This window comes from Streptomyces sp. RKAG290, assembly GCF_023701695.1.
GTDB lineage: Bacteria > Actinomycetota > Actinomycetes > Streptomycetales > Streptomycetaceae > Streptomyces.
Genome location: NZ_JAJOZC010000001.1, coordinates 3,811,560 through 3,835,244, shown reverse-complemented (window position 1 = coordinate 3,835,244; position 23,685 = coordinate 3,811,560). Strand labels below are relative to the sequence as shown.

The window sequence follows — 23,685 nt, the reverse complement described above, 5'->3', positions numbered from 1 at the left end:
GCCGGTGTCGATGACGAGGTGGCTGTTTTCGATGGTCGTGCTCGTACGAGGCATCACGAACTCCCGTTCAAGGGGGCAGAAGCGGATGAGCTGAGCACAGGCGTCAGCGCGCCTGGACGATCGATGAAGCGTGGATTCAACGAGGAACGCCGACAGCGCGGAGGCGGAGGATGGCGTGAGCCAGGGACCTGTACGCGGAGGCGGCCTGCTCTTCGGCTGCGAGCCGGTAGACGTCGTGGGCGGTGACGAGGTCGATGTCTCCGGGGCGACGCCGGTCGAGCCAGAGGAGTAGTCGCCAGGCGAGAACCGGCCCGCTGAACGGCAGCCGGGTCACGAGATCGATCGGGACACGTCCGGGTGGCACGCCCTCGTACAGCAGGTCGCGTATGAGGTGGAAGACCACGTCTGCGTAGTCCAGGACGGCCGGCCCTCGGGCGCTCGCCTCCCAGTCGACGACGTGGAGGCGAGCGCCATCGACGAGGAGGTGCTCGGCCTTGAGGTCACCGTGCAGGTGAACGACCGGATGCGCATCGATGGCTCGCAGAGCTGTACTCAGCACCGCCCACCACGGCAGTCTCTGACAGCGAGGAGAGAACTGGTCGAGAAGGAACTGGCGGGACGAACCGAGATCGGCACGCCGCGCCTCCCACCCGGATCCTGAAGTGAGACCGGCAGTGGACCGGTGCAGTCGTCCACTCACAGCCACGACGTGATCGACGTATTCCTCAACTGCCTCGTGCGTGCCTGTCGAGCACGGTGTCCCAGCCACAGACCGGAACGCTGTCCACGATCCGGCTTCGCCCCTCCCCGTGGCCAGGACGGGCGGAACCGAGATTCCCCGTAGGACCGCGCGCTCAATCGTCGCGACCTCGCGCCGACGCCGGCCCTCGGGATCGATGCCCAAGTAGACCTTCAGGAACGCACTGCCGTCCGTGGCGTGCCGCGTTTCGGAGTACGACTTGAGGGCTGCCGGTCCGAATGGGCCGAGATCATGCTCGATCCACGGCTCCGCCATGTTCGCGCTGCCCATCCTTCTCACCTCCATACTGCCGATGCTGCTGCGAGTGAACTGGCCGTCAGCGCCGTCGACGCGGCTCTGCCGCCTAGCTGCTGCTCGCAGCCGCTTGCTGCTGGGCTTGTGGAAGTGCCATCATCCTGGCCCATCAGGCCCTGTTCAAGGACTCTGATAGGTCATCAAGGGGACATCTACAGGGCTTACTTGCTCGTCCACGGATGATTCCGTGTCGTGGTGGGGACATCGCGTGGCACTCTCTGACGAGAGCTCATCCCGAGGAGACCCATGTCCCGTCCCGCAGGCAACACCCGACTCAAGGCCGCCCGCATGGCTGCCGGATACAACTCCCAACAAGCCCTGGCTGACGCCATCACCAAGGCCGCACCCAAGCTCGGCATCCGCGGACTGGCCGTCGGAGTCCGACAGGTCCGGCGCTGGGAGTCCGCCACACCACCCTGGCCCCAGCCTGACGTTCACCGAGTCCTGACCCACCTGTTGGGCCAGAGCATGGAGGACCTCGGCTTCACCCCGCCCTGGGGGGTTGAACGTCGCCAGCCCGAGACGACAGCTGGCCATTCCTCACACCGCCACCTGTCCGGAACGCGGCTGGCCTCAGTCCCCGCCCAGTCCGCCACCGCGACACAACCGGCTTCGGTTGGAAGCGACTTCGAGGCCATCACGCGTTCCCACCGACACCTGTACTGGTCGGTGGCGCCGGCCACCCTTCACCCAGCAGTCATGGAACACGCTCGGCTTGGCTGCGCTCTGCTGCCCGAGACAGCGAACCCCACCCGCAGGATCCTCGCCGCTGCCCTGGCCGAGTCCTACCTGCTCGCCGGCCGCATCGAATTCTTCGACCTACGCCAGCCCGACCAGGCGTCCGACACACTCCTGCGCGCCCTACAGGCCGCGGGCGAAGCCGACGACTCACTCCTCGGATCGGCAGTCCTCGCTCACATGGCCTTCATACCTGGGTGGGCAGGAGACAGGGATGCAGCGGTCGAGCGCATGGTCGCCGCCCGCACCTACGCACGCCGCGAAGACGCCTCCTCGGAACTCTGGGCTTGGCTCGATGCCGTCGAAGCCGAGTGCGAGACCCGCTGCGGGAACTCGCGGACCGCGCTACAACTGATCAGCCACGCGGAGGACACCCTCGCCGCAGGCTCCGAGCGCCCCACGCCTGTATGGATGGACTGGTTCAGCCCTGTCCGCCTGGCTGCCTTCAAGGGCAATACGCAGCTCAAGGCCGGCCACTACCCCCAAGCGCGGGAATCCCTCGGCCAGGTCCTCAACGACCTGCCGCCTACATCGGACAAGCAGCGCACCGTCATCCTTGGCGACCTCGCCGCGGTCGAAGCTGCGGACAACCGACCGGAGGAGGCATGCCGGTACGCAACCCAGGCGCTCGACCAACTTGCCATCACCTGGTACGCCACCGGCATGGACCGCGTCCGCGAGGTCCGGCGCACGCTCACTCCCTGGCAGAACGAGCAGTGCGTCCGCGACCTCGACGACCGCCTCTACGACTGGGGTACGACAGTCAGCGCTCTCCAGCGTTGAACTTAGCGATCTTCTCCGGTAGCTCCGCCAACGAGTCGATCCGCATCGTCGTAATTGCGTCGGCGTCCGGATCACGCTGCTGGATCGTGCCCCAGGGCCCACGCCGGATCAGCGCTGTCAGCAGGCCAGCCTGCACAGCCGGGCGGATGTCGTTGTCGAGACGGTCGCCGACGTACAAGATCTCGCCCGGCTCAGCAGGCGTCGCTTCGACGACATGCTCGAAGAAGGCCACATTCGGCTTCGACGCTCCCCAGTCGTCGCTGGTGGCGATCAGGTCGGACGGCAGGTCCAGGCCGCGCAGCAGTCCGCCGGCCCGAACGGTCTGATTCCCCGCGATGCCCACCCACAGGCCCGCGTCTCGCAGCGCTGTCAGCGTGGGCCGCACATCCAGGTAGAGATCATCTTCACCAAACCACTCAGGCTTACCTGCAGCCGCACGCTTCTCCCGCGCCTCAGCCAGGTCGAACCCGGGCTGGAACTCCTGGAACGTCTCGCGGTAGTCCCGCCCCTGCGCGATGACCGCTCCGAACATCGCCGCGAAGGTATGCCGCGGCACCTCCAGCCAGTCTGCCCAAGTCCCATACTCCCGAGTCTCGTCCACCAGACACTCACCGACATCGAACACCACAGCACGAATCATGGTCGGCAGGTTAGACGGTCCATCACGGCAGCGAAGCAGCACCTTCGGATTGCGACCGGCCCTTCCATTGGCCACCGATGGCGATAGGGACGCCACGAGGGCAGGGCGGGAGCCGGGTCTGAACCCCTATCGCATGGCTTTCGCATCCAGGCAGCAAGCCGTCTGGGCGCGAGCAGCCGAAGGTCGATCCTCGGGAAGTGCCCTTGCGCGGCTGCTCGCGCGCCTAACCTGCTTGTTCGTTGGACGTCTCGGAGGGGTGGGGCATGCGTGCGTTGGAGGATGTCAAGAACCAGGTGCGGTCGCTCACCTCACGTAGATACGTAGAGGAGGCGGTGGCGGCATACGGCGCCGGGGCATACCGTGCTGCGCTCATCTCCATCTGGATCGCGGTAGCGGCCGACGTCATCGGCAAGATCCGGCTTCTGGCCGAGGATGGCGGTGTAGCGGCACAGATGCAGGCGGAACTGGACCGGGCCATCAAGGGGAACAATGTCAACGCCCTCCAGGCGTTCGAGCGCAACCTCGTCACACGGGCTCGCAACGAGTTGGAACTGGTCGGCGCCCGCGAGGAAGTGAGCTTGCTCCGCTTTGACGGACACCATTGGTGTGGTGGTCAGGCTGCGAGTGCGCTCTCGTACTCAGCGGGACTGAGGTAGCCGAGGCTGCTGTGCAGTCGGTGCAAGTTGTACCAGCCTTCGATGAAGTCGAAGATCGCGGTGCGGGCGGCGGCCCGGCTGGGCCAGGCGGAGGTGCCGAGCAGTTCCCGTTTGATGGTCGAGAAGAACGACTCGGCGAGCGCGTTGTCCCAGCACTGACCGGTGCGGCCGACCGACAGCCGAATTCCGAACTGGACTGCCAGGCAAGCGAATTGCTGGCTGGTGTATTGGCAGCCGCGATCCGAGTGGAAGATCACGGGACGGGTGGGGCGCCGCTGCCGGCAGGCGGCTGTCAGTGCGTCGGCCACCAGCTCGGTCCGCAGGTGATCGGCGGTTGCCCAGCCGACCACGCGCCGGGAGGCGATGTCGATGACCGTGGCCAGATAGAGCCAGCCCTCATCGGTCGGGATGTAGGTGATGTCGCCGCACCAGCGGGCATCGAGCCCGGTGCGGCCGGGCTGGAAGTCCCGGACGATGAGGTCGGGACGCAAGGCAGCCTTGGGATCGGGGACCGTGGTCACGTGCCGTCGGCGGCGGTGCCGGCCCTGCAGTCCGGCGGCCCGCATCAGTCGTGCGACACGACGCCGACCGCACCCGACGCCCTCGCGTGTGAGTACGGCATGCACGCGCGGGGCCCCGTAGGTCCCGCGCGATCGCGCATGGACTGCGGTGATCTGCTCGGTCAGCTCGGCATCCCGCACCGCACGAGGACCGGGCAGGCCGGAGCGGCGGGCATAGAAGGCGGTCCGGGAGACCTTCATCAGCTCACACGCCCGTTTGACGCTGTGACCTGCACGTTTCTCCGCCTCGATGAACGGATGCACCGTCACCGGGTCTCCTTCGCGAAGAAAGCCGTGGCCCGCTTGAGGATGTCAACATCCTCGCGCAGCCGACGGTTCTCCCGTCGCAGCGCGGCCAGTTCCTCGCGCTCGCCGCTGGTCAGCCCGTTGCGCTCGCCCGCGTCGACCTCGGCCTGCTTCACCCAGTCCCGCACGGCGGTCTCGGTCAGTTCGAAGTCCTTGGCCACCTGACCGACCGAGCGGTCACCCCGTCGGCACAGCCCGACGATCTCGGCCTTGAACTCCGGCGTGAACGACCGGCGAGGGCGGCGAGGCTTCTTCTTCCCCATGCTCTCCATGATGGACATCCTCCCGGGGCTGAACCCCAGATCTCGAATGTCCGCCAAAGCGGATCAAGCCCAGCCTGCCCCAGTCGATGGATGCTGCTGAGTCGACTTGCGGACATCGTCACGCCTGGAGCCTTGAGGGGCATGACGGGGGCGGTGGCCTTCTATCTCGGAGAGCGACCCGATCCTCGGCTTGTTCCTGCTCTGATCACGCTGGCTGAGAAAGCAAACTCGTACGAGGGCGGGGCAGCAGTGCTCTCCATCCTCAATGGTCTTGTCCACGCAATGACTGACGAGCAGATGGAGCACCTTCTTGAGGTTTGCACCATCAACGATCAGATTCGAGGGTCGGTTCTGGGCAACAGGCAGATGAACCTCATGAGGTGGGGTGGCCCGCAGGGGGAACGCGCGAAGGCTGCGTGGGACAAGTGGGATGAGCCTGTAACCGATGAAGCGTCCTATGTTCCGGAGTAACAAGCACACGAGCATCCCAATTCAGGCAGTACCCCTGGCGCCGCCGGAGTCTTTTGTGCTGAGCCGCTCGCCGCACCCCCCCTCATGAGGATACGGCGGCCTTCGGGAGCCGATTGCGGGAATCGGCTCCCCTGTATCGGTTACTGGCGTGGATGGGGCGATCAGGTGCTCACCAGGGCAATGACGGAGTGGACTTCACGGCGCCAGGACCGCACCTGCTCCGCCGAGGGGCCGATCTCGTACTGGTGGTAGTGGCACCCCAGGCACAGCAGCCTCCATACTGCCTTCGCGCGTCGTGCGGTCTCGGCGTCGGTGTGGCCACGGAGACAGAGGAACATCGCTCGCGCCGACGTTCTGCCGACGGCGAGCGGTGAAGCGAGAAGCACCTCGCAGACCGCGGATTCCAGGGCAATCCGCAGAGCGAAGGCCGCCCCGCGGTACCGGCTCTTCCCCATGGCCGTGGGCTCATCCATGAGGAGCCTGTCGGCGGTGTCGAGCAACTGCTGAATTGGCGGGTTCACTGATTCGGCTCCTCAGGCTTGCGGACCTTCTTCGCAATGTCCTCGATCAGATCGACGAACCGATGGGGGGCAGGCATGGGTGTGCCGGCAGGATGGGCGCCTTCCTGGCACTTGCTGAACGTATCCGGCGCGTACGCCCCGCAGAGCCGACGCAGCTCCCGGTAGACGTCCCCCGTCTTGGCTGCGTCGCCAAACAGGCCCAGCGCGGCAATCTTCATCAGAGTTTCGGCCTTGGCGACTGCCTTCTCCGCATCGTGCTCGGAGCACGCGGACCGGTGCAGCCGCACCCGCGCGGCCTCTGTGAAGGCGCGCTCCAGCACCGTGCGGCAGATACCCGGCAGCACATGGGTCATGGCCACCGTCGGCAGGTTTGCCGTACTAGCGAGAGCCCGAGCGTCCTTTACTGCCTGCGCCACCGGGTCCGTCACCGGCTTCACCTTCACCGCGGATCCCTCGCCGCGCTCGACCTCCAGTACCGTCACCGCGAGGTCCTGATTATTGAACGCGTGCTGCAGCCGCGTGTCGTGGGTGAAGACCACCACCTGCCGGGTTTCGCCGAGCTCGTGCAGGACTTTCGCAAGTCCATGAACCTTGGCCGGATCCATGGACTGCACCGGGTCGTCGATCACGACAAACCCGAAGGGGCTGTCCGGTGCGGCAGCACGCGGCAGGAAGAGCGAAAGGGCGAGGGAATGCAGCTCCCCCTGGCTCATAACGCCGAGCGCCGAAGCGTTCTTGCCGTCGACCGACACATCCATGACGAGCTTGCGCACGGCAGCCTTGTCGGTACCCGACAGACGTACCGACCGCAGGCCGACATTGCTCTGCTGCCGCAGGTCCTCCCAGATCCGCTGCGTGTGGTCGGTGAAGGGCCGCAGCCGCTCCTGCTTCAGTGCGCCGGAGGCTTCCTTGAGCCACTTGCGTGCCGCCCTGATCTGTCGCAACTTCGGCCTTCCGGCGTGAGCGGCCCTGGCCGGCCCGACCCAACCGGCCGTCCTCTCGACGGCCCGCCGCCAGCCCTCACCGAGCCTCTCCAGCTCCCGGCCCGCCTCCTCCCGCAGCACTGCGCAGGCGTCGGCCAGCACCAGAGCGGCGGTCTCGGCGCGCGCAGCGAGCTGTTCGGCATCGGTGATGCCCCGGCAGGCCGTCCACTCCTTCCACGGATCGACGAGTGCAGCCGGCGTCCATGCAGGTGCCTGGGCGATGAGATACCGCACGGCGTCCATCGAGTCCGCCAGATCGCCACGCGCCTCCTGGGCGGCAGTGGCTTCCAGCTGGAGGACGGCGATCTGCTCGACCGCCCGTTCGGCCCACGCGTCGTCCAGCAACCGTTCCGAACCGCAGACTGGGCAGGACTCCTCATCGGGGTGCCGACGGCTGTGCTCCAGTGCCTTCGCCAGCAGCGCACCCCGCTGGTGAGCGTCCTCGGCGCCGGATGCCCGCACGTCGTCCAACACGGCCACAGCCTCGCGCAGCCGATCCACGGCCCGGCCCACCTCATCGAGCCGGGGGCCGGTCAGGGCTGCGGTGGCCCGCAGGGTGTTGAGGTGGCCGTCGTCTGTGCTGGGCCGACCCTCCACCAGAGCAGCCAGAGTGTCGAAGTCCGGAGGTCCCGCGGCGCTGAGTGCGGCCAGCGCCTTCTCCGCCCGGGTGTCGTCCAGTGCAGACAGCATCGCTACGAGTTCCGGCACTTCCGCCTCGGCACTCTTCACCGCGGCGTCCAGCGCCTTCTCCATGCGCTGAAGGTTGCCGTCCGCTGCGGTGAGCTGCCCCAGGCCCAGGATCATGGCGACACCGTCGTACATCGCGGCCGGCTTGCCGCTGATCATCCGGTCGAGGTCGGAGTAGGAGAGGAACGGCCGGTAGTCGGTCAGCGCCTGCTTCCAGCCCGCCCGTCGAAGGCGCCCCTGCCGTGTCCGGGCCGCTTGAACTCGACCTCCGGCAGCGTGACGTCATCACCATCCCATGTACAGGTCAGCGTGCTCGGCCGAGGGTCTCCCCCGATGCCCAGCCTGACCTCGATCTTCGGATCGGAGTCCTCATGCAGATTGCGCCAGTCGTTACGCCACACCGGGTTGAGCCCGTCCCACCGGGCGCTCTTGCCGGTGAACGCCGTCTCGATGCCCTCGGCAAAGCTGGACTTGCCCGAGCCGTTGCGCCCCACCACGAGCGTCACGCCCGGCTTGGGGGCGAGGCAGAGCCTGGCCTTGCGCCCAATGCCGCGGAATCCCGTGACGGAGACCGAGTGCAGGTACACGCGGGAGAGAGTGGATGCGTCGGACTCCTCGCTGTCCCCCAGTGCCTCGCGGATGAGCGCTTGGACCGCGTCGGAGAGGACCGACTCGGCGAGACGGGTGTCCAGGAGACGCGCAAGAGTCGGCGCTTCCTCATTCTGCCCCGAGACACCGCGGCAGGGTGGTCGGTGGGGTGGTCCTTCTTCTCAGGATGCTCGGTCACGGTCTTCTCCAGTGCTCCATCGCTCCGGCGCTGTCAGAACGAGACATTAGAGAGACCGTGGGAGTTCAAGCATCTAATTCATCGATAACCAGGGTTATCAATACCCGGCACAAACTCGCTTCGTGATCCGGTTCGCTGGGTGGGGGGCAGTGGAACCAGACGGGGAACGATCCGGAGAGGGCGTCCGCGACGTCGAATCGGACCAAACGCATTCGCGCTTCGTACGCCAGCCGGGGCGCGGCCGTGGCTTGCGTCGATTGATCACAAGAGCGCTGCTGCCGGAGGGCGCGCCCCGACCGTCAACGTCCGATTCGAGCACTTCACGAAGGGAAAGTTCCTGCTCTCGCGGCGCGCCTCGACGCGACTTCGCTCTTGACTCCTGGGCAGGGCAAGGCACTGCCCAGGGCCGGTCCGTGACGCGATCTCGGTGGATGAGCAGCCGAGCTGCGGCCCATCCACCGAGACGTGACTACTTCGTGCCGGGTGCCCACTGGGCCGCGAAGGTCTCCATCTGCTTGAGGACCAAGTCCACGGCCTCCTTCTCCTCCTCCGGCGGGTAGTCGAACATCGCCAGGACCCGACGGATCCGGGTGCGCAGCTTGGCGCGGACGGGCTCTCGGGAGAGCCAGTCGACCGACAGGTTCTTCCGGATGTCCGCGACGAGCGCCCGGGCGATCTTCGCCAGTGTGTCGTCTCCACCAGCCATCAGCTCGGCCATGTCGCGGTGCGCGACGGCATCATAGAAGGCCAGCTCCGCATGGTTCAGCGGCGGGTCGAAGCGCTCGCCGCGGCGGGCCTCGTCGGAGACCTCCCGGGCCATCGCAGCGAGTTCGGCGATCACCTGGACGCTGGTGAGCTGCTGGAGCATGTAGCGCCGCATCAGGTCGTTCAGGCGCTCGGAGAAGCTTTCGTGCCGTACGACGTTGTGCTTCGTCACCTCGCGCATCTTCTGCTCGATCATGCGGCGCAGGGCCTCAGCGACCAGGTGCGGGGTCTCGGAGTTCTCCAGCTTGCGCAGTTGCGCGTCGTTGAGGCGGGTGATGTCCAGCCTGCCGATGCCGGCCTCTTCGTACAGGTCGGTGATCTCGTCGGCGTCGACAACCGAGGCGGCGAGCGCTTCGAGGTAGCGGCGGATCTCGGCGGTCAGAGGTTGGCCCGTCGCCTCGCGGTCGGCGGCGTCGAGCTTGACCATCCAAGCCCGTACCTCGCTGAAGAACGAGATATCGCGTCGCCAGTCCGCCAGGTCCTCGCAGCGCTCGGCGATTTCCTTACTCATCGCGCAGACCCGGTAGAACCGGTCCAGGCGGGCGGCACTGTCCTTGAATCGGGTGGAGAGCGGTACGGCTCCGGGCTCCACCTTGTTGCCGGGGGTCCGCGGGTCGCGAAGGAAATTGGAGGTGAGCCGCAGGGCTCGCTTGCGCGGCTCGGGGTGCGTCGTGCCGGCGAGCCGCTCCTGCCAGTGCGAGCCAGCCAGCAGGCCCTTGATGGTGCTCAGTTCGTTCTTGACCTCGGTGATGGCCCGCTCGATGTCCGCACCGAGTGTCTGGTCCTGCTGATCCTGCTGCGAGTACTCGCGCAGTGCCTTGGTGAGGTTGTCGGTGAGCGGTGCGTAGCCGACCAAGAGGCCATCCTGCTTGCCTCGGAAGCGGCGGTTGACGCGGGCCAGGGCCTGCATCAGGTTGGCGCCCTGCATGGGGCGGTCCATGTAGAGGGTGTGGATCGGCGGCGCGTCGTAACCGGTGAGCAGCATCGAGTGCACGATGAGCAGTTCGAGCGCGTCGTCCGGGTCCTTGGCGCGTGCCTGGACCGTCTTCTGCTGGGACTTGCGGAGGGCGTGCTTGCGGAGGTGTTCCTGGTCGGTACGGTCACCGTGGAAGACGATCTTCATGACGCCCTGGTCGACCTCGTCGCTCGCCCAGTCCGGGCGGCGTTCGGCCAGCGCGTCGAACACCCTGACGCAGATCTCGCGGGTGGCACACACAATCATCGCTTTGCCGGGGCCGCCGATATCCGGCTTCACCAGCTCGCGGCGCGTCTCCCAGTGGGCCACCAGGTCGTCGGCGAGGGTCGCTATGCGGCCGGGTGCGCCATAGACCGTGTTCATCGTGGCCGCGTACTGCACGGCGCGGCGGCGCTCGGCGTCGTCCATACCCTCGGTGAGGGCATTGGCCTGCGCGTCGATGTTGGACGGGTCCATGCCGGGCGGCAGGGACACGTCGATTACGCGCGGCTCGTGGAAGACGCGGACGGTGGCCTCGTCGTCCACGGCCCGCTTGAGGTCGTAGATGTCGATGTACTCACCGAACACCGCGCGGGTGTCAGCGTCAGCCTTGGAAATCGGGGTGCCGGTGAAGGCGATAAGGGTGGCGTACGGGAGTGCGTCGCGGAGGTGACGGGCGTACCCGTCGAGGCTGTCGTAGTGCGAACGATGTGCCTCATCGACGACGACGAGGATGTTGCGACGGTCGGAGAGGAGAGGATGGCTGGCACTCGCGTCCTTCTCCTCCTTGCTGAGGCCGAACTTCTGCAGGGTGGTGAAGATGATTCCGCCGACGTTGCGGATCTTCAGGTCGCTACGGAGCTCCTCGCGCGTGGCGACCTGGCGGGGCTCCTGCCCGAGGAGGGTCTGACTGTCCAGGAAAGTGTCGTACAGCTGGTCGTCGAGGTCGTTGCGGTCGGTGACGACGACGATGGTGGGGTTGTTGAGGGCGGGGTGGCGGGAGACCAACGCGGAGGTCTCCACCATCTCCTCGGACTTGCCAGCACCCTGCGTGTGCCAGACCACGCCGGCCTGGCCGTTGCTCTGGGAGGCGGTGACGATCGCGTCTACTGCCTTGGTGACTGCGTAGTGCTGGTGCGGTTTGGCGATGCGCTTCCCAGTGGGCGTGAAGTTGACGAAGTTACGGGTGAGGGAGAGCAGGCGGGGCTGGGTGAACAGGCCGTGCAGCGCGAGGCTGAGGGCCTCCAGGCCGTCGTAGTCGGGGGCGTTGGTGTCGACGGGGTCGCCGTCCTGGTCCACGTTCCAGGGGGCGAAGTGCTCGAACGGGGTGAAGACCGTGCCGTACTTCGCGGTGATGCCGTCCGAGACCAGGCACAGGACGTTGTAGCGGAACGCGATCGGGAACTCGGCCAGGTAGGTCTGGAGTTGCGCGTGAGCGTTCTTGAGAGTGGCATTCTCGGCGGCTGCGCTCTTCAGCTCGATGACAGCGAAGGGCAGGCCGTTCACGTAGAGGACGACGTCGAGACGGCGGTGGCGGCCGTCGCTGTCCCGGAGGGTGACCTGGTTGACAGCGAGGTAGGTGTTCGCGTCGGGGTCGGTGAAGTCGACGAGGCGAACGGTGGGGGTCTGCTCGGCGCCGAAGTCATCGGTGTAGGTGAGCCGGACGCCATCGGTGAGGTGGGCGTGCGCCTGCTTGTTCTCCGGGTACGCCTCGGTGGAAGCGGGGTCTGAGGCGATGCGCAGGGCTTTGTGGACAGCAGCGGCGGGGAGGTCGGGGTTGAGGCGCTCGATCGCTTCGGTGAGCGTGCCGTGGAGGACTAGGTCGTCCCAGTCCTTGCGAGCTGCGGGGCTTTCGCTGCCGGGGGCAATGGCGGAGCCTTCTTTGACATCCCAGGCAAGCTCGCCAAGCTCGTCCATGGCGAGGTTCTCCCAGGTGGACTCGGTCATCTTGCCGTCGTGCTTGGCGTCGCTGTCGCGGGTCATACGGCGTCCTCCACGATGCGCTCGGCGTCGCGGACGCGGAGCTTGCCGGACATGAGTTGGGGGAGAAGGGTGTCTCGAAGGGTAGCTAGGGTGCGGGATTCCACTGCCGCCTGGTGTGCTCGCTGCCGTAGCTCCAGGGCAACCTTTTCAAAGGCTTCGCACTCTTCGGCAGCTGGCAAGAGAACCGGCGCGTTCTTGAATCGCTCCGCCCGCACAGCCGGGTAAGCGCTACCTTCGGCGACACTCTCCAGATAGCCTAGAAAATCACCGGTTCGAGTGATTTCATAAAGAAGCGCAGCGCCAACACTCTTCGGACTCAGAACGGCGAGGCCAGTTGAAAAGACCAGACTCGGATCATTGTCAAGCACGAGTGCATGAGAGCGCCGATTAGGGCGAACGGTCGACCAAATAGTGTCACCAACCGCAGCCTTCCGGCGCGCCCGCCCTGGCGCCTCATTCCAGGAAATCAGCTCCGGCCATTCATAGGACCCAACGCCGACACTCGAGATATCCACATAGCGAAGATTCCCATCCGAGGGCTTCACAGTCCTCTTATTAACGTCCGCAATATCACCAAGCGACATCTTCCGGAGCACCTGAGAACTCACCAAGCGCTGATAATAACTACCAACGAGGAAGTCCACCGAGTCTCCGATACGCGCGTTGATCGCGATCTTGTCATCCAGAGCCCCGAGCACCCTCGCGATGGCATCTTGCTCCGCCCGCTCAGGAATGCAGACATGAAACGCCTTCACCTCGGGATAGTAAACGGTTTGGTGAGTTGTTCCGTGAGCGAAACGTCGCACAGATTCCCGTTCCGACATCAAAATGTAGTGCAGATATCTCGAGGAAATATTCGGACCGCAAACCCAGTTAACGAAATCTTGACTGGTCGCCATTTCGACGCCCATCGTGACCACATATCCCACCGATGCGGTTCGAGACAAACATACGGTCCCTGCAGGAAGGATCCGCGCGGAAGAGTTGGCGATCCCTGACTCTGTTACGCTTTGAAGCGTCGACGTGATCGTACGGCCATGGTTCCCCGTCGCGTCCTTGATTCCGATCCAAGGAATACCGCCACCCCAATATTCAGGCTTTCGACGACTCGGCGTGTGTCCACTTTCGAGTCTGGCGACATCCGAAAGTCGAGTCCAACGAAACCCTGGCGCTGTAGCCGTCTGTGGGTCTCCAACGCTCAGCGCCCAACGTCCCGGAATCACACCGGTGGTAGCGTCACGCCCCCCAGTGGCAGTCTCAGTTTTAGCCATCGATCTTCCCCAATTGCTCACGGACCACCGCGTCGAGCCTCGTGGACTCATCGAGGTGGGTAAAGAGTTCTTTCGTCAGCCGCGCGATGCGCTCCTCCACCGGCTCGGCTTCCGGATCGTCCTCAACCTCCGCCGCACCCACGTACCTTCCGGGCGTCAACACGTAGTCGTGTTTCTCGATCTCCTCCAGCGTCACGCTATGACAGAAACCCGCTACGTCCCCGTACGAAAGACCTTTATCCTTAGCTGACTTCGTGCCCCGCCATGCGTGGTACGTATCAGCGATCTTCTCCAGGTCCGCGTCCGTGAGGATGCGTTCCGTTCGGTCGAGCATTGTGCCCATAGTCCGTGCGTCGATGAACAGCACCCGGCTGCGCCGGTCGTTCAACGCCTTCGTTCCCTGCGGTGACTTGTCCTTCGTCAGGAACCACAAACACGCCGGAATCGCCGTTGTGCGGAACAGGTTGGCCGGCAGTGCAACCATGCACGCCACCAGGTCCGCCGCCACCATTGCCGCGCGGATCTCCCCCTCACCCGACTGCTTCGACGACATCGAACCGTTGGACAACACCACGCCCGCGCTGCCCCGGTCTCCCAGCTTCGACACGATGTGCTGGAGCCACGCGTAGTTGGCGTTCGACTGCGGCGGTACGCCATACCGCCAGCGCGGGTCGTCCGTCTTCCGTGCCCAGTCAGACATATTGAACGGCGGGTTGGCCATCACGAAGTCGGCCTTGATGTGGGGCGGCAGCTTGTCGTCGGCGAACGTGTCCGCCCACCGCTCCCCCACGCCCTTCGGGTCCATCCCGTGGATGGCGAGGTTCATCTTTGCCAGCCGCCACGTGCGCTCGTTGGCCTCCTGGCCGTACACCGCGATGTCGTGCGTGTGGTCCTTGCCGCGCCGGCTGGCGACGAACTTGCCCGACTGCACAAACATGCCGCCCGACCCACATGCCGGGTCGTACACCCTGCCCTCGTATGGCTCCAAGACCTCGACCAGCAGCCGCACGACACTCGCCGGCGTGTAGAACTCGCCTGCGAGCTTGCCCTCCGCCCTCGCGAACCGACCCAGGAAGTACTCGTACACCTCACCCAGCACGTCCTGCGCGGGACGGTCGCCGTGGCCGGTGAAGCGGGCGTCACTGATGAGGTCAACCAGCTCCTTCAGGCGCTTCTGGTCGACGTTGTCGCGGTTGAAAATCTTCGGGAGGACGCCGGTGAGCGCCTTGTTCGCTCCCATCACCTCGTCCATGGCCTCATCGAGGAGCTTGCCCACCCCGCCCTCCGCACTGGACGCGTTCTCCGCGATGTGGTCCCAGCGGGCGGTCGGAGGCACCCAGAAAACGTTCTTCTCGGTGTACTCGTCCTTCTCCTCCAGGAACGCCGCCCGCCGGTGCTCCGGAATAGCCGCCAGCTCCGGGTCAGCCGCCAGCTCGTCGCGGCGCTCGGCGAAAGCGTCGGAAACGTACTTCAGGAAGACCAGGCCGAGCACGAACTCCTTGTACTGGGCTGCGTCCATGGAGCCACGGAGCTTGTCCGCGGCCTTCCACAGGATGTCCTGGATCTCCTTGGTGCTGGAGACACCGGGCAGTTCGCCCTGTCCGGCGGCGGTTCGCTTACGCGGGGGCATCGTTCCTACTTCCTGGTTGCTGCGCCTGCTACTTCTGGGCGCCAGAGGCACTGGGTCTGCTACGTACGATGATTGGTCAGGTTGGGCCTACACGGAGTGTGCCGTCCGCGAGGCCGGCGATCGTCAGTCGACGGGCCTCGGCCAGTGCGTCGGCCTGGGCGCGCAGCAGCGCCTCCCGGCGCTCAGTCTCCGCCAGCAACGCGTCAAAACACCGAACGTCATCGGGTTCGAGGTCGGGCAGCTGGTAGTCCTCGATGCGACGGGCGGCGCGTACGGCACTGGGGCTGCGGCCCGTATCGCGGGCTGCCCCCAGGAGGGCGGCCAGGACGCGCGGGGTCAGCGGGTGTTGGGCGTCTCGGTTGACACGCAGGATGCGGGCCGGGAAGGCGACGACGCTGAACCCCTTGTCGTCGACGTACAGGCCGAGCCGAGGGGTCAGCGTGTAGACGATGTCCCCCGGCTCGGTGAGCGCGACGCAGTCATACGAGGCGGCCAGGATCAGCCGGTCCATGAGCCGCGCGCCCACCGGAGCGTGTCCGGTGATCTCGTCCGAGCCGAGCACAGTGTGGTGGCCATCGCCCGTCAGGTGGTCGTCGGCGAGACGGTGGCCCTTGAGCCTGGTCACCCGGCCTCCGGCTATCAGCGCACCGAGGGTGGTCCGCCGAGGCAGGCGCCCGACTCTCTGGAGGATGCCACCGCGGTAGGGCCCGTGCTCGTCCTCGTACGACCGGCCCGCCTCCGCTGCACGCCCCAATCGCGTTTCCGCTTCGGCGATGAGCGCGGGACGCTCTCTGACCGTGTGGGACAGCATCGCCGAGGCAGGCGGGGCGGGCGGTGTCAGCGGACCGCCGAAAGCGCGGTCCAGGGCCGCGACGTCCGCCGCGCGGCCGTAACGGGGGTCATGGCCGTCGAGGGCGCGGAAGCCTTCGGCGCGCCAGAGGAGCACGTCCTCAGCCAACCGGGTGCGCACGTCCTCGGTGAGAGGGTGGGCGCTGATGTCGGCGAGTAAGACCTTCCCTTCCGTCGCCGGGACCTGGCCGCGGGTGAGGATCCACAGAGCCGGGCGGTAACCAGGGCGGAAGGGCAGCACACCGCCGGGAAGGGAGATGACGGCCTCGACAATGTTGCTGCGCAGGAGCTCCGACCGCAGCCGGGATACCTCCGTGCCCTTGAGCGCGTCGACGAGGGCGTCGGCGGGGCCCAGGATCAGCGCCGTGGAGCCGAGGCCAAGAAGGTCGGCGATGCGCTCGATGCCTTCCAGGGCAGCGAGCACCGAGCGGCTTTCGCCGGGAAGGTAAGGGAGCTGGGTAACGACGAGGTCCGGGTCGGCGAGGCGTTCTTCCAGGTCGGGGCCAGTCTGTACGTCAAGTGCGAGCTCGTCGACGCCCGCGAGCAGGAGTCGGCGTCGGACGATACGGGCCAGCCGTCCGTCGGGGTCGGCAGCAAGGGCGGTGATGTGCTCGCAGTCCTCGGCCTCACCCAGAAGCGCGGCAAGCAGGTCGCCGGCGCGGGCGTGCGGGTCGGCGAGGGTAACTGAGCCGGTGCTCTCCAGCCGGGCGGGAAGATCCGCGAGCTGGATGACTAGGTTCCGGAACTCGGGTGCCACCGCATCGGCAGTGAGGGCGTCCAGGCCGAGGCGGGACCGGGAGGCAAGCAGCCATTCGTACGCGCCGCGCTCGTCGTATGCGGCCTCGACCAGGTCCTCTGCGAGGCGAACGAGCGGGATGTATGCGGCATCGGCGGCGCGCAGCTCGCGCAGGACGAGCTCGTCCTCGGCGTCCATCCGCTCTGCCCGGTGCATCACTGCAGCCCACAGAGTGTGATCGCTGACGGAAGCGGCGGTGTCGGGGCTGGCCAGCGGACGGCCGTCGAGCTTACGCAGGCACAACAGACTCCCCAGAACCTCGATGAGCTGCCACGCACTGAATTCGTGCTTCAGCGCCACGATGCCGAAGAGGGCGACCTCAGAACGGAGCTCTGCGGGGTCGGTGTTTCCTAGACCCGAGGAGATCAGCCATCCCACCACTTGTCCGCCATCGAAAAGGGGCCTGTCTGCACTCCCCGCGACTGCTGCCGGGAAGTCCATATGCCGCCGACGCCAAGTCGAGACCACAGGACGCTTCACTCGCGCAAGCACCGCGATCTCGGACATCGAGACGTGGGGCACAGCCGCGAACGGTTGCGATGAACCAGCTACTGAAACCGGCTGGTGAGCCACGGCGTCCCTCCTTCACGATCTTGTCGCAGTGCATCTGGCTGCCCCGTCGGCGGGCGCTGCTGCCTCCTGCGCCTCCGAGCCGAACGCTACGGGCGCTCTTCAGATTGACTGCTATTGACCCTCGATAACAGGGGTTATCGAGATATCCCAATGCTATCGGCTCCCAAAGGACGCCCCCATCCGTGCGAAGCCATCCACCCCCGCACGTTCTCACTCGTCGACGGTGCACGTCCCGGGAACCCGTGGACCAAGACCTCTGGGCCCACGGGTTCCGCACCCGGGTCACCGCAGCCCTACGCGCCGACCCGAGACCCCCTTGAGCGACGCCACAGGCGTCGGCCACGTGCCAGGTGGTCTGAAGGGGTGGTGGCACGGCAACATCAGGGGCAATGAGTCGGCGCTTGCGAACGCCGTCGCGATGGCGCACCCGCAGCAGGTTGATCGCGTCCAGCGTGAGACCCGTGCCCCAGGCAGGACTTCTGCGGCCTCAACTCTGCTCGAACAACTGATACCCCCGGCAACGCGGCCGGCCGACGCGCATTGTGGCGGCTGGTCTCCGTCACACCGGACGAGTTCTCCAGCACGGTGCTGATCTATGGCCTACGCCCCGTCGGCGAGGGTTGGTGTACGAGGTCACTGCGAGAGTGGTCCGCCCATCATGCCGAGACCCACCTGACGCCGCGTACTCGCGTCAGGCATAGCCAAGGTGCGAGCGGCACCCCACCTTGAACATGTCGGTGTCGGTGCCACAGCTCGGCAGCTGCGGCACCGCCGACTTTCAGATCCCGGCGTGCAGGTGGGCCGCCCAGAGGTAGGGGGACCTTGGATATCGATTTCGGACCTTACACACGGTGTGGTGCAGAGCACGGGCAGCTGCATCTGTGTCGAGGCCACCATGCTGGTCGGTGCCCCCGCCGAGCTCAGCATAGAAATCGGCTGCCATATGTGAGGCCACCTCGTCGTTTATCTCCCAGAGGGTGCCAACGACGTGGGGAAAACCGGCAAGCTGAAAGGCCGATGTGAGGTGGATGGCCTCATCGATCAGCTCCACGGATTCCATGAACGCTGTTCGGCACGCTGACAGGTAGGCCAGTTGGGCCGAGTCCGTCCTCACTTCTGCGAGGCTCGCCACCGTGAGCGGATCGCGTTCGTGGTCGTGCAGAAGCAACAGACTTTGGGACGGATCGTCGGAGTCGTGGGCACCGTGGCATGCGAAATGAACGATCCCGCAATCGGAGAGAGACTTCAGGACCCGCGCCTTGGTCGGTCGTGTCTCCGGACCGGGGGCGGTCATGCCCTCAGCCTCTGTGTCCGGCTCCGTGAGCAGCGTCGGCTCGGGCAGCAGGCCGCACAGCATTGCAGCTTCTTCCGAGACGTGGTCCAGGCGGCCTTGGACGCCCGGAGTTGTGGGCATGGCCACAATCAATGCCCGGCTCACAGACGGCGCGGAGGCTCGATGACGGCGTGCGTGGTGCAGTGCGCGAATCGTGGTGGTGTACGAGGAGACGACGCGGTCCATGACCGTCCGCGGTTCCCTGTCTCGCAAGCCCGCCCGGGGCGGCTCGGAGTGATGGCCTGCAGCATGCAGGGGTAGCAGTGAGAGAAGCCCGCCAGGCGCCCACCAGACGCGGGGCCACGACTGTCTAGGAGTGGGCTCACGAGTAAAACCAAGGCTACGCAGAACCGGTTCGGCCGCCGCGTCCCACAGCCACTCCAAGACAGCGTGAAGCGTCGCTTGCGCCTCTTTCCGAGCGAGGGGCGTCGTGTGCGGATCCGCAACAGTTTCCAGGGCCCTGTGGAAGGTCTGTATCTGGTCGATGACGAGGTCGTACGTGAGGCCGGGCAGGTTCAGGGACTCGATTCCATCGGACGTCAACAGCAGTGCGTCGCTGCGGTAGTGGCTGACGTTGAAGCTCACCACTGGGCCGGAGTTGGCTTGTGCTAGAAGCTCGGTGACGGCGGGGGGACGAGCGAAACTGGCGAACCCGTCCTGCGTTCGGATGTTGTCCAGCGTGGCCTGAAGTTGGTCGGCGCGGCTGCGTCGTTGCTCCTCAGCATCGACCGCACGTACGGCCGCGCTAACTTCCCCACCGGGCTTCGTGGGAGAGGCCATATCCATATCCATCGGCCGGTCGAGCTCGTCCCGCAGCACCTCGACGCGATTGGCCAGGTCGGGATGACGCTCACGAAGTTCTGCGAGGTCGCTCCGCATGTCCAGCGCCTGGCTGTGGAGGACGCCGCGGCCGACCTCGATCAACTGCAGTGCCCGCACTGCTCGATCGGCGGGTGTGCCTTCGTGAGAATCAAGAGCCAGTGCCGCGGCGTCTCCGGCCAGCCCGGACGACTTGCCCATGGCGTGCTGCTGGTCACCACGGCTCAGCCGGCGGTCTGCCACTTCGGGCAGCAGGCGTACGGCACCGGCCAGGAGCTCGGCTGCGAGATCAGGATCTGGGCCTCCGGTCATTGAGGCCGCTGCCTGAGCGGCCCGAATCCGAATCGAGGGCCTGGACCCGTCGGCTCGCGCACCTTCCACGTGGGCAGCCAGGGCCAGATCAAAGTCGTGTGGTGAGTGAGTCAGCTGATACCGGCGATGCAGGGCCGTCCCGAGCTGGAACAGGTAGTCGGCGCGCTCTGGATGTTCCGCGGGCGAGATGTCGAGCGCGGCCTGGCACGCACCCACCGCCTGATCCAGGTCCGCTACAGATCCGGTCTTCTCGAACCTGCCGGTCAGCACACCTCCCAGCAAGGACAAGTACTTCGGACGCTCAGGGTGGTGGGACGGGACAGTGGCGGTCGCATCGCGTCCCGCCACGACCGCGCCGTCCAGGTCCTCAAAGCTTCCAGTGCGCTGGAAGCGGGCATGCAGGGCGGTGCACAGATTCGCGAGGAAACGAGGGCGATCAGGGCTGCTTGCATCCACAATCCTGAGGACCTCGCGGTTCCCTCGGATCACCTCGTCGAGGTCTTGAAGGTCCCTGTTCCGTTCGTAGCGTTGCAACAACACCGCCCCGAGATTGGACAGCATCGCCGCCAAGGCGGAGTGTGCACGAGGTGCCGTCTTCACAGCTCCGTGTGCAAACTCGACCGCGGCATCCAGGTCCGACGACGCCCCGGTGCGCTTGAACCGAGTCCACAGCATCAGACCAACGTTGGACAGACGGGTCGGCCGGTCGACGTGACTGTCCGCGGTGGCCTGCGCAGAAGCGCGACTCGCGCTGATCGCCTCGTCCAGGTCGGCCATATGACCAGTGCGTTCGAACCGCTGCCAGAGAGAGGTGGCCAGGTTGTTGAGAACCGCGTTGAACTCGATCTGTTGCGGGGCGATTTCTCGGGAGGCAGCGCGGTTCATTTCGATCGCCGCATCGAGGTCGGATCTGTCGCCGCCGAGGCGGTATCGCGCTAGGAGAGCTTGTCCGAGGCCAGAGAGACGAAGCCCACGAGCCCGGTGCCCCGGCGGGAGCATCTCCAGAGCCTCTCGGAACGCGTTGACGGATCGGTCCAAATGGGCTGCTTCCCCGGTACGCTCGAATCGCGTGAGCGCGATGCGGCCGAGCCCAGACAGGAACATGGGACGCCCAGGATGTTCCTCGGAGGCAGCCTCGACTGCAGCCTGGCAGCACTCAATCGCGTTGTCCAGATCCGCCAGCACGCCGGTGTTTTCATATCGGCCATGCCAGGCGGTCCCCAGATTGTGAAGAACTCCTGCGTTCTCGTCGTCCTCGGTACAGAGGTCTGACGCTTCCTGAAAGGCTTCGATCGCCGCGTCCAGGTCCGACAGGATGCCTCTCTCGGTGAACCTGGTCTGTAGCGCGGTGCCTAGGTTGTTGAGTCCGCCGGGCCGGTGGGCGGGAGAGCCCTCGGCAGCTTGGACTGCCAATCGGGCGGTCTCGATCGCATCGTCCAGGTCCGCTGCCTCAGCCGTATGGGTGAAGCGCTCCATCAGCACACCTGACAGGTTGGACAGCATGACCGGCTTGTTCGGGTGCCCTGTTGCCGTGCCCGCCACCGCGCCCCGGGCGGCGTCGATCGCCGCGTCCAGATCCTCTGGTTCACCACCCGCATCGAAGTGTGATTTCAGAATGACAGCAAGATCGGACAACGTTTCCGCGTACTCGCTTTCACCACGGGGAAGAGCAGCCGCGATGCGTCGCAGGAGATCGGTCACTCTTGCGCGCAGGGCCGGGCTCGGCGAGGCGTTCATCCCTTGCTGAACTCTCCAGACAAAGCCAAGCGCCTGCTGGGCCACATCTGGAAGCAGTTCCTCCGGCAGATCCTCCTCATCGGCGCCGAACACGAAGCAGGGCGCAAACTTTGCGACGGCCTCGTCTCTGTCCCACTGCCCAGCCCCTTCGGGAAGTGCCTTGTACCTGAAGGTGTGCAACCAACCGAGGGCATGATGACCGTCCAGGTCGGCCTCGACGTTTCGGAGTATCGCGGCAAGTTGGCGAGCCTCAACCACTGCTTCCGGCTCCAGCACCACGCCAGGGTCCTGTTCGCGGGCCAAACGGTCCAGGCGTAGACCCACGACGGCGATCCGTTTCTCCAGTTCGCGTTCCCTTGCGAAGTCTTGCTCACGCCCCTGCATGAACCGCCCTGTCACTCGTGATGTCCGGTAGGTCTGATTGCTGCACTGTTCAGGTCTGCCGAGGAGAGCCTCCGAATCTCACGCAGCTCACGAAGCCGGTTCCGTCGCAGGCGCTGGGCTGCTCAGCCTTCGCATGACCGCGCCACCGAGCGGAGGGCCCATCGGCTGTTCCTCGATCCGCAGCTTGTCGGCCAGGTCCGTCAGGTGAAGGCGCACGGATGCCTCCAGCAACGTGGCGTAGGTGTCCGACGCAGCACGGAGGCGACGTGCCGAAATGACCACCAAGGTGGCGGCGAGCGGCACCGCGGGCCACCACCACCAGGCCAGAGCCAGATAGAGCAGGGCCCATCCCCCAAGGACGGCCGCTCGCGCCAACGCGGCGCGGGCCCTGCCGATCTCGCCGCGTATCTCTTCTGGCAGCACGAGCCAGAGGTGTGGCCAGAGGACGAGGAGATTGATGTGTGCGTCTCGGTCCAGCCGGACCGCGGCGGCGTGGATCCGATCACCACTCCAGCTCGGCCGTTCGGGCCGTTCCACGGCGATCCGTTCGCGCCTGTGGGCCGCGCGGTGACGCTCTCGGGGCCCGGGGCGGTCGCCTGGTCGTGGAGCGAGTTCCAGAAGCCGTAGGGCTTCGTACTCAGCCCGAGCCGCGTCCCAACGACGCTGTCGGTGTGCCACGTGACGCTCGGCCAACTCACCGAACGGCCAGGGCCATGCTCCCCAGCCGGCGGCCAAGGCGGCGCGCTCAACACAGGAGCCGAGGGACTGGGCGGCCAGACCAGTGACGGCCGCACCGGCCAGGATGGCAGCAAGCAGCACAACCTGACCCCCTATCGTGGTTACTTGGGGAGCCCGGGCCGCGTCCGAGATCGCGTGAGTGAGCCGCCCCACGTCCAACGCAGCGCTCTGCCCAAGGGTGTGCCCAGCTGCGGCGATCGCCAAGTAGAGCGCGCCTGGCAGTACGAGAAGGGTCAGCCACCGTTCAGCCAGCTTCTTGCTGAGTTCGCTGAGAAGCCCTCCCACTACGGAAGCCTCTCCCGGATCAGCGCCGTCTCGGCGGAGGCGAACTGGCAGCGTGGCAAGTCGTCGTCCACCTCATGAGTGGATCGGCCGATGCACAACTGCAAGGGGCACCGGTACACGACGTCCACATCAGCGACACCGGCTGGCATCACACCGCGGCCCGTCGCGCCGTAGACCCCCGACGGGTCGCCTGCGCGTCGAACTGCTGCGTGCAGAGCGTCCAGAAGGGCGGTGAGCGAGACGTTGTCCGCGGCCGGACCACCGACTACGGCTCCGACAGCGCGCAAGGCAGCGTCGTCCTCATCGAGCAGCGCAGCGAGTTCGTCCCGATGACCACACACGTACGACAGCGCCTTGGCGATCCTCATGCCGCCTACTTCCGCCTGGCTCGTCATGCAGAACCCCGCCCCCTATCCTTCTTGATCCACCAGGCAGCCATTCTTGCTCCAGATGTGAAGGTGCACGCCCGGGTTCGCCAAACTGCCTCGGGCAGAGCTACGAAGGCGTCGAGGTCCCTGAAAGGGCGGTTCAGCCGATCTGCTCTGCCCGATCGGTCTGCGGGCGGACGGCGCACCAACTGCCACGCAGCGGTTACACCGCGCACCTCATGCAAGTTCGCCTGTCCGAGCAGCGACTCTGACTGAGGTCCCGCTGGGAGCCATCTGGGAGCCAACCCGCTCCCCTAGCCCCTTCGAGACCACCCGAGACCCCGCCAACCCGACCCTCTGACCAGGGCAAACGGCATCCACGCTGGCAAGATCAGTAACCGACCCTCATTCGGGACGAAGAGGTCGTGGGTTCAAATC

Annotated in this window: 15 protein-coding genes and 2 pseudogenes; 4 read left to right on the top strand and 13 right to left on the bottom strand. The window is 66.0% G+C overall.

The window, feature by feature from the left end:
* Nucleotides 1-136 precede the first annotated feature (136 nt).
* On the bottom strand, nucleotides 137-1,045 hold the full coding sequence (locus LNW71_RS16775) for an aminoglycoside phosphotransferase family protein (RefSeq protein WP_250968962.1): 909 nt from the start codon (nucleotides 1,043-1,045) through the stop codon (nucleotides 137-139).
* A 255-nt stretch (nucleotides 1,046-1,300) separates the two neighbouring features.
* On the opposite strand from LNW71_RS16775, the gene LNW71_RS16770 reads away from it, so the two are divergent.
* Nucleotides 1,301-2,575 carry a transcriptional regulator gene (locus tag LNW71_RS16770; RefSeq protein ID WP_250968961.1) on the top strand — a complete coding sequence of 425 codons (1,275 nt, stop codon included), beginning with the start codon at nucleotides 1,301-1,303 and terminating at the stop codon, nucleotides 2,573-2,575.
* Here the strand turns inward: LNW71_RS16770 and LNW71_RS16765 are convergent.
* Nucleotides 2,556-3,215, bottom strand: a complete 660-nt coding sequence (locus LNW71_RS16765) for an HAD family hydrolase (protein WP_250968960.1) — start codon at nucleotides 3,213-3,215, stop codon at nucleotides 2,556-2,558. The two genes, LNW71_RS16770 and LNW71_RS16765, sit on opposite strands and share 20 nt — an antisense overlap.
* Nucleotides 3,216-3,478: 263 nt before the next feature.
* Between LNW71_RS16765 and LNW71_RS16760 the strand changes: the two genes are divergently transcribed.
* On the top strand, nucleotides 3,479-3,871 hold the full coding sequence (locus LNW71_RS16760) for a hypothetical protein (protein WP_250968959.1): 393 nt from the start codon (nucleotides 3,479-3,481) through the stop codon (nucleotides 3,869-3,871).
* Here the strand turns inward: LNW71_RS16760 and LNW71_RS16755 are convergent.
* A pseudogene (locus LNW71_RS16755) lies at nucleotides 3,829-5,000 on the bottom strand (IS3 family transposase). The gene LNW71_RS16760 and the pseudogene LNW71_RS16755 overlap by 43 nt on opposite strands.
* 90 nt (nucleotides 5,001-5,090) lie before the next feature.
* Between LNW71_RS16755 and LNW71_RS16745 the strand changes: the two are divergent.
* Complete coding sequence (locus LNW71_RS16745) at nucleotides 5,091-5,471, top strand: hypothetical protein (protein WP_250968958.1); 381 nt, start codon at nucleotides 5,091-5,093, stop codon at nucleotides 5,469-5,471.
* A 161-nt stretch (nucleotides 5,472-5,632) separates the two neighbouring features.
* Here the strand turns inward: LNW71_RS16745 and LNW71_RS16740 are convergent, their stop codons facing one another.
* The 7 genes from LNW71_RS16740 to LNW71_RS16710 all read right to left on the bottom strand — a co-directional run bounded on the left by LNW71_RS16740 (nucleotide 5,633) and on the right by LNW71_RS16710 (nucleotide 17,205).
* A complete protein-coding gene (locus LNW71_RS16740; protein WP_250968957.1) occupies nucleotides 5,633-5,992 on the bottom strand; it encodes a hypothetical protein in 360 nt (119 codons plus the stop codon).
* The gene (locus LNW71_RS16735) at nucleotides 5,989-7,821 is read right to left on the bottom strand and encodes a hypothetical protein (RefSeq protein ID WP_250968956.1); all 1,833 of its coding nucleotides are present in this window, start codon (nucleotides 7,819-7,821) and stop codon (nucleotides 5,989-5,991) included. Before LNW71_RS16735 ends, LNW71_RS16740 begins: the two co-directional genes overlap by 4 nt.
* A 41-nt stretch (nucleotides 7,822-7,862) precedes the next feature.
* Nucleotides 7,863-8,249 (bottom strand): AAA family ATPase, encoded by a 387-nt coding sequence (locus LNW71_RS16730; protein WP_250968955.1) that lies wholly within the window; start codon nucleotides 8,247-8,249, stop codon nucleotides 7,863-7,865.
* A gap of 669 nt (nucleotides 8,250-8,918) precedes the next feature.
* Nucleotides 8,919-12,152 carry a type I restriction endonuclease subunit R gene (locus LNW71_RS16725; RefSeq protein WP_250968954.1) on the bottom strand — a complete coding sequence of 1,078 codons (3,234 nt, stop codon included), beginning with the start codon at nucleotides 12,150-12,152 and terminating at the stop codon, nucleotides 8,919-8,921.
* A complete protein-coding gene (locus tag LNW71_RS16720) occupies nucleotides 12,149-13,423 on the bottom strand; it encodes a restriction endonuclease subunit S (RefSeq protein WP_250968953.1) in 1,275 nt (424 codons plus the stop codon). Before LNW71_RS16720 ends, LNW71_RS16725 begins: the two co-directional genes overlap by 4 nt.
* Nucleotides 13,416-15,053, bottom strand: coding sequence for a class I SAM-dependent DNA methyltransferase (locus tag LNW71_RS16715; RefSeq protein ID WP_250968952.1), 1,638 nt, complete (start codon nucleotides 15,051-15,053; stop codon nucleotides 13,416-13,418). Before LNW71_RS16715 ends, LNW71_RS16720 begins: the two co-directional genes overlap by 8 nt.
* A gap of 76 nt (nucleotides 15,054-15,129) precedes the next feature.
* Nucleotides 15,130-17,205: a hypothetical protein gene (locus LNW71_RS16710; RefSeq protein ID WP_250968951.1), complete on the bottom strand. Its 2,076-nt coding sequence runs from the start codon at nucleotides 17,203-17,205 to the stop codon at nucleotides 15,130-15,132.
* A gap of 564 nt (nucleotides 17,206-17,769) precedes the next feature.
* Between LNW71_RS16710 and LNW71_RS36155 the strand changes: the two are divergent.
* Nucleotides 17,770-18,000 (top strand): annotated as a pseudogene (locus LNW71_RS36155) (TIGR02679 domain-containing protein); the annotation flags it as partial.
* 49 nt (nucleotides 18,001-18,049) lie between these two features.
* Here LNW71_RS36155 and LNW71_RS16705 read toward each other — a convergent pair.
* From LNW71_RS16705 to LNW71_RS16695, 3 genes are all read right to left on the bottom strand, one after another.
* Nucleotides 18,050-21,856, bottom strand: a complete 3,807-nt coding sequence (locus tag LNW71_RS16705) for a CHAT domain-containing protein (protein ID WP_250968950.1) — start codon at nucleotides 21,854-21,856, stop codon at nucleotides 18,050-18,052.
* Between the two features lie 87 nt (nucleotides 21,857-21,943).
* Nucleotides 21,944-22,393, bottom strand: a complete 450-nt coding sequence (locus tag LNW71_RS16700) for a hypothetical protein (RefSeq protein ID WP_250968949.1) — start codon at nucleotides 22,391-22,393, stop codon at nucleotides 21,944-21,946.
* Nucleotides 22,394-22,878: 485 nt separating this feature from the next.
* Nucleotides 22,879-23,247, bottom strand: a complete 369-nt coding sequence (locus LNW71_RS16695; RefSeq protein WP_250968948.1) for a hypothetical protein — start codon at nucleotides 23,245-23,247, stop codon at nucleotides 22,879-22,881.
* Nucleotides 23,248-23,685: the final 438 nt, after the last annotated feature.

Bases quoted from the DNA above. Each gene is read 5' to 3' on its own strand.
- LNW71_RS16775 (WP_250968962.1), bottom strand. From the start codon at position 1,045: ATGGAGGTGAGAAGGATGGGCAGCGCGAACATGGCGGAGCCGTGGATC.
- LNW71_RS16770 (WP_250968961.1), top strand. From the start codon at position 1,301: ATGTCCCGTCCCGCAGGCAACACCCGACTCAAGGCCGCCCGCATGGCT.
- LNW71_RS16765 (WP_250968960.1), bottom strand. From the start codon at position 3,215: ATGATTCGTGCTGTGGTGTTCGATGTCGGTGAGTGTCTGGTGGACGAG.
- LNW71_RS16760 (WP_250968959.1), top strand. From the start codon at position 3,479: ATGCGTGCGTTGGAGGATGTCAAGAACCAGGTGCGGTCGCTCACCTCA.
- LNW71_RS16745 (WP_250968958.1), top strand. From the start codon at position 5,091: ATGCTGCTGAGTCGACTTGCGGACATCGTCACGCCTGGAGCCTTGAGG.
- LNW71_RS16735 (WP_250968956.1), bottom strand. From the start codon at position 7,821: ATGATCAGCGGCAAGCCGGCCGCGATGTACGACGGTGTCGCCATGATC.
- LNW71_RS16725 (WP_250968954.1), bottom strand. From the start codon at position 12,152: ATGACCCGCGACAGCGACGCCAAGCACGACGGCAAGATGACCGAGTCC.
- LNW71_RS16720 (WP_250968953.1), bottom strand. From the start codon at position 13,423: ATGGCTAAAACTGAGACTGCCACTGGGGGGCGTGACGCTACCACCGGT.
- LNW71_RS16715 (WP_250968952.1), bottom strand. From the start codon at position 15,053: ATGCCCCCGCGTAAGCGAACCGCCGCCGGACAGGGCGAACTGCCCGGT.
- LNW71_RS16710 (WP_250968951.1), bottom strand. From the start codon at position 17,205: ATGTCCGAGATCGCGGTGCTTGCGCGAGTGAAGCGTCCTGTGGTCTCG.
- LNW71_RS16705 (WP_250968950.1), bottom strand. From the start codon at position 21,856: ATGCAGGGGCGTGAGCAAGACTTCGCAAGGGAACGCGAACTGGAGAAA.
- LNW71_RS16695 (WP_250968948.1), bottom strand. From the start codon at position 23,247: ATGAGGATCGCCAAGGCGCTGTCGTACGTGTGTGGTCATCGGGACGAA.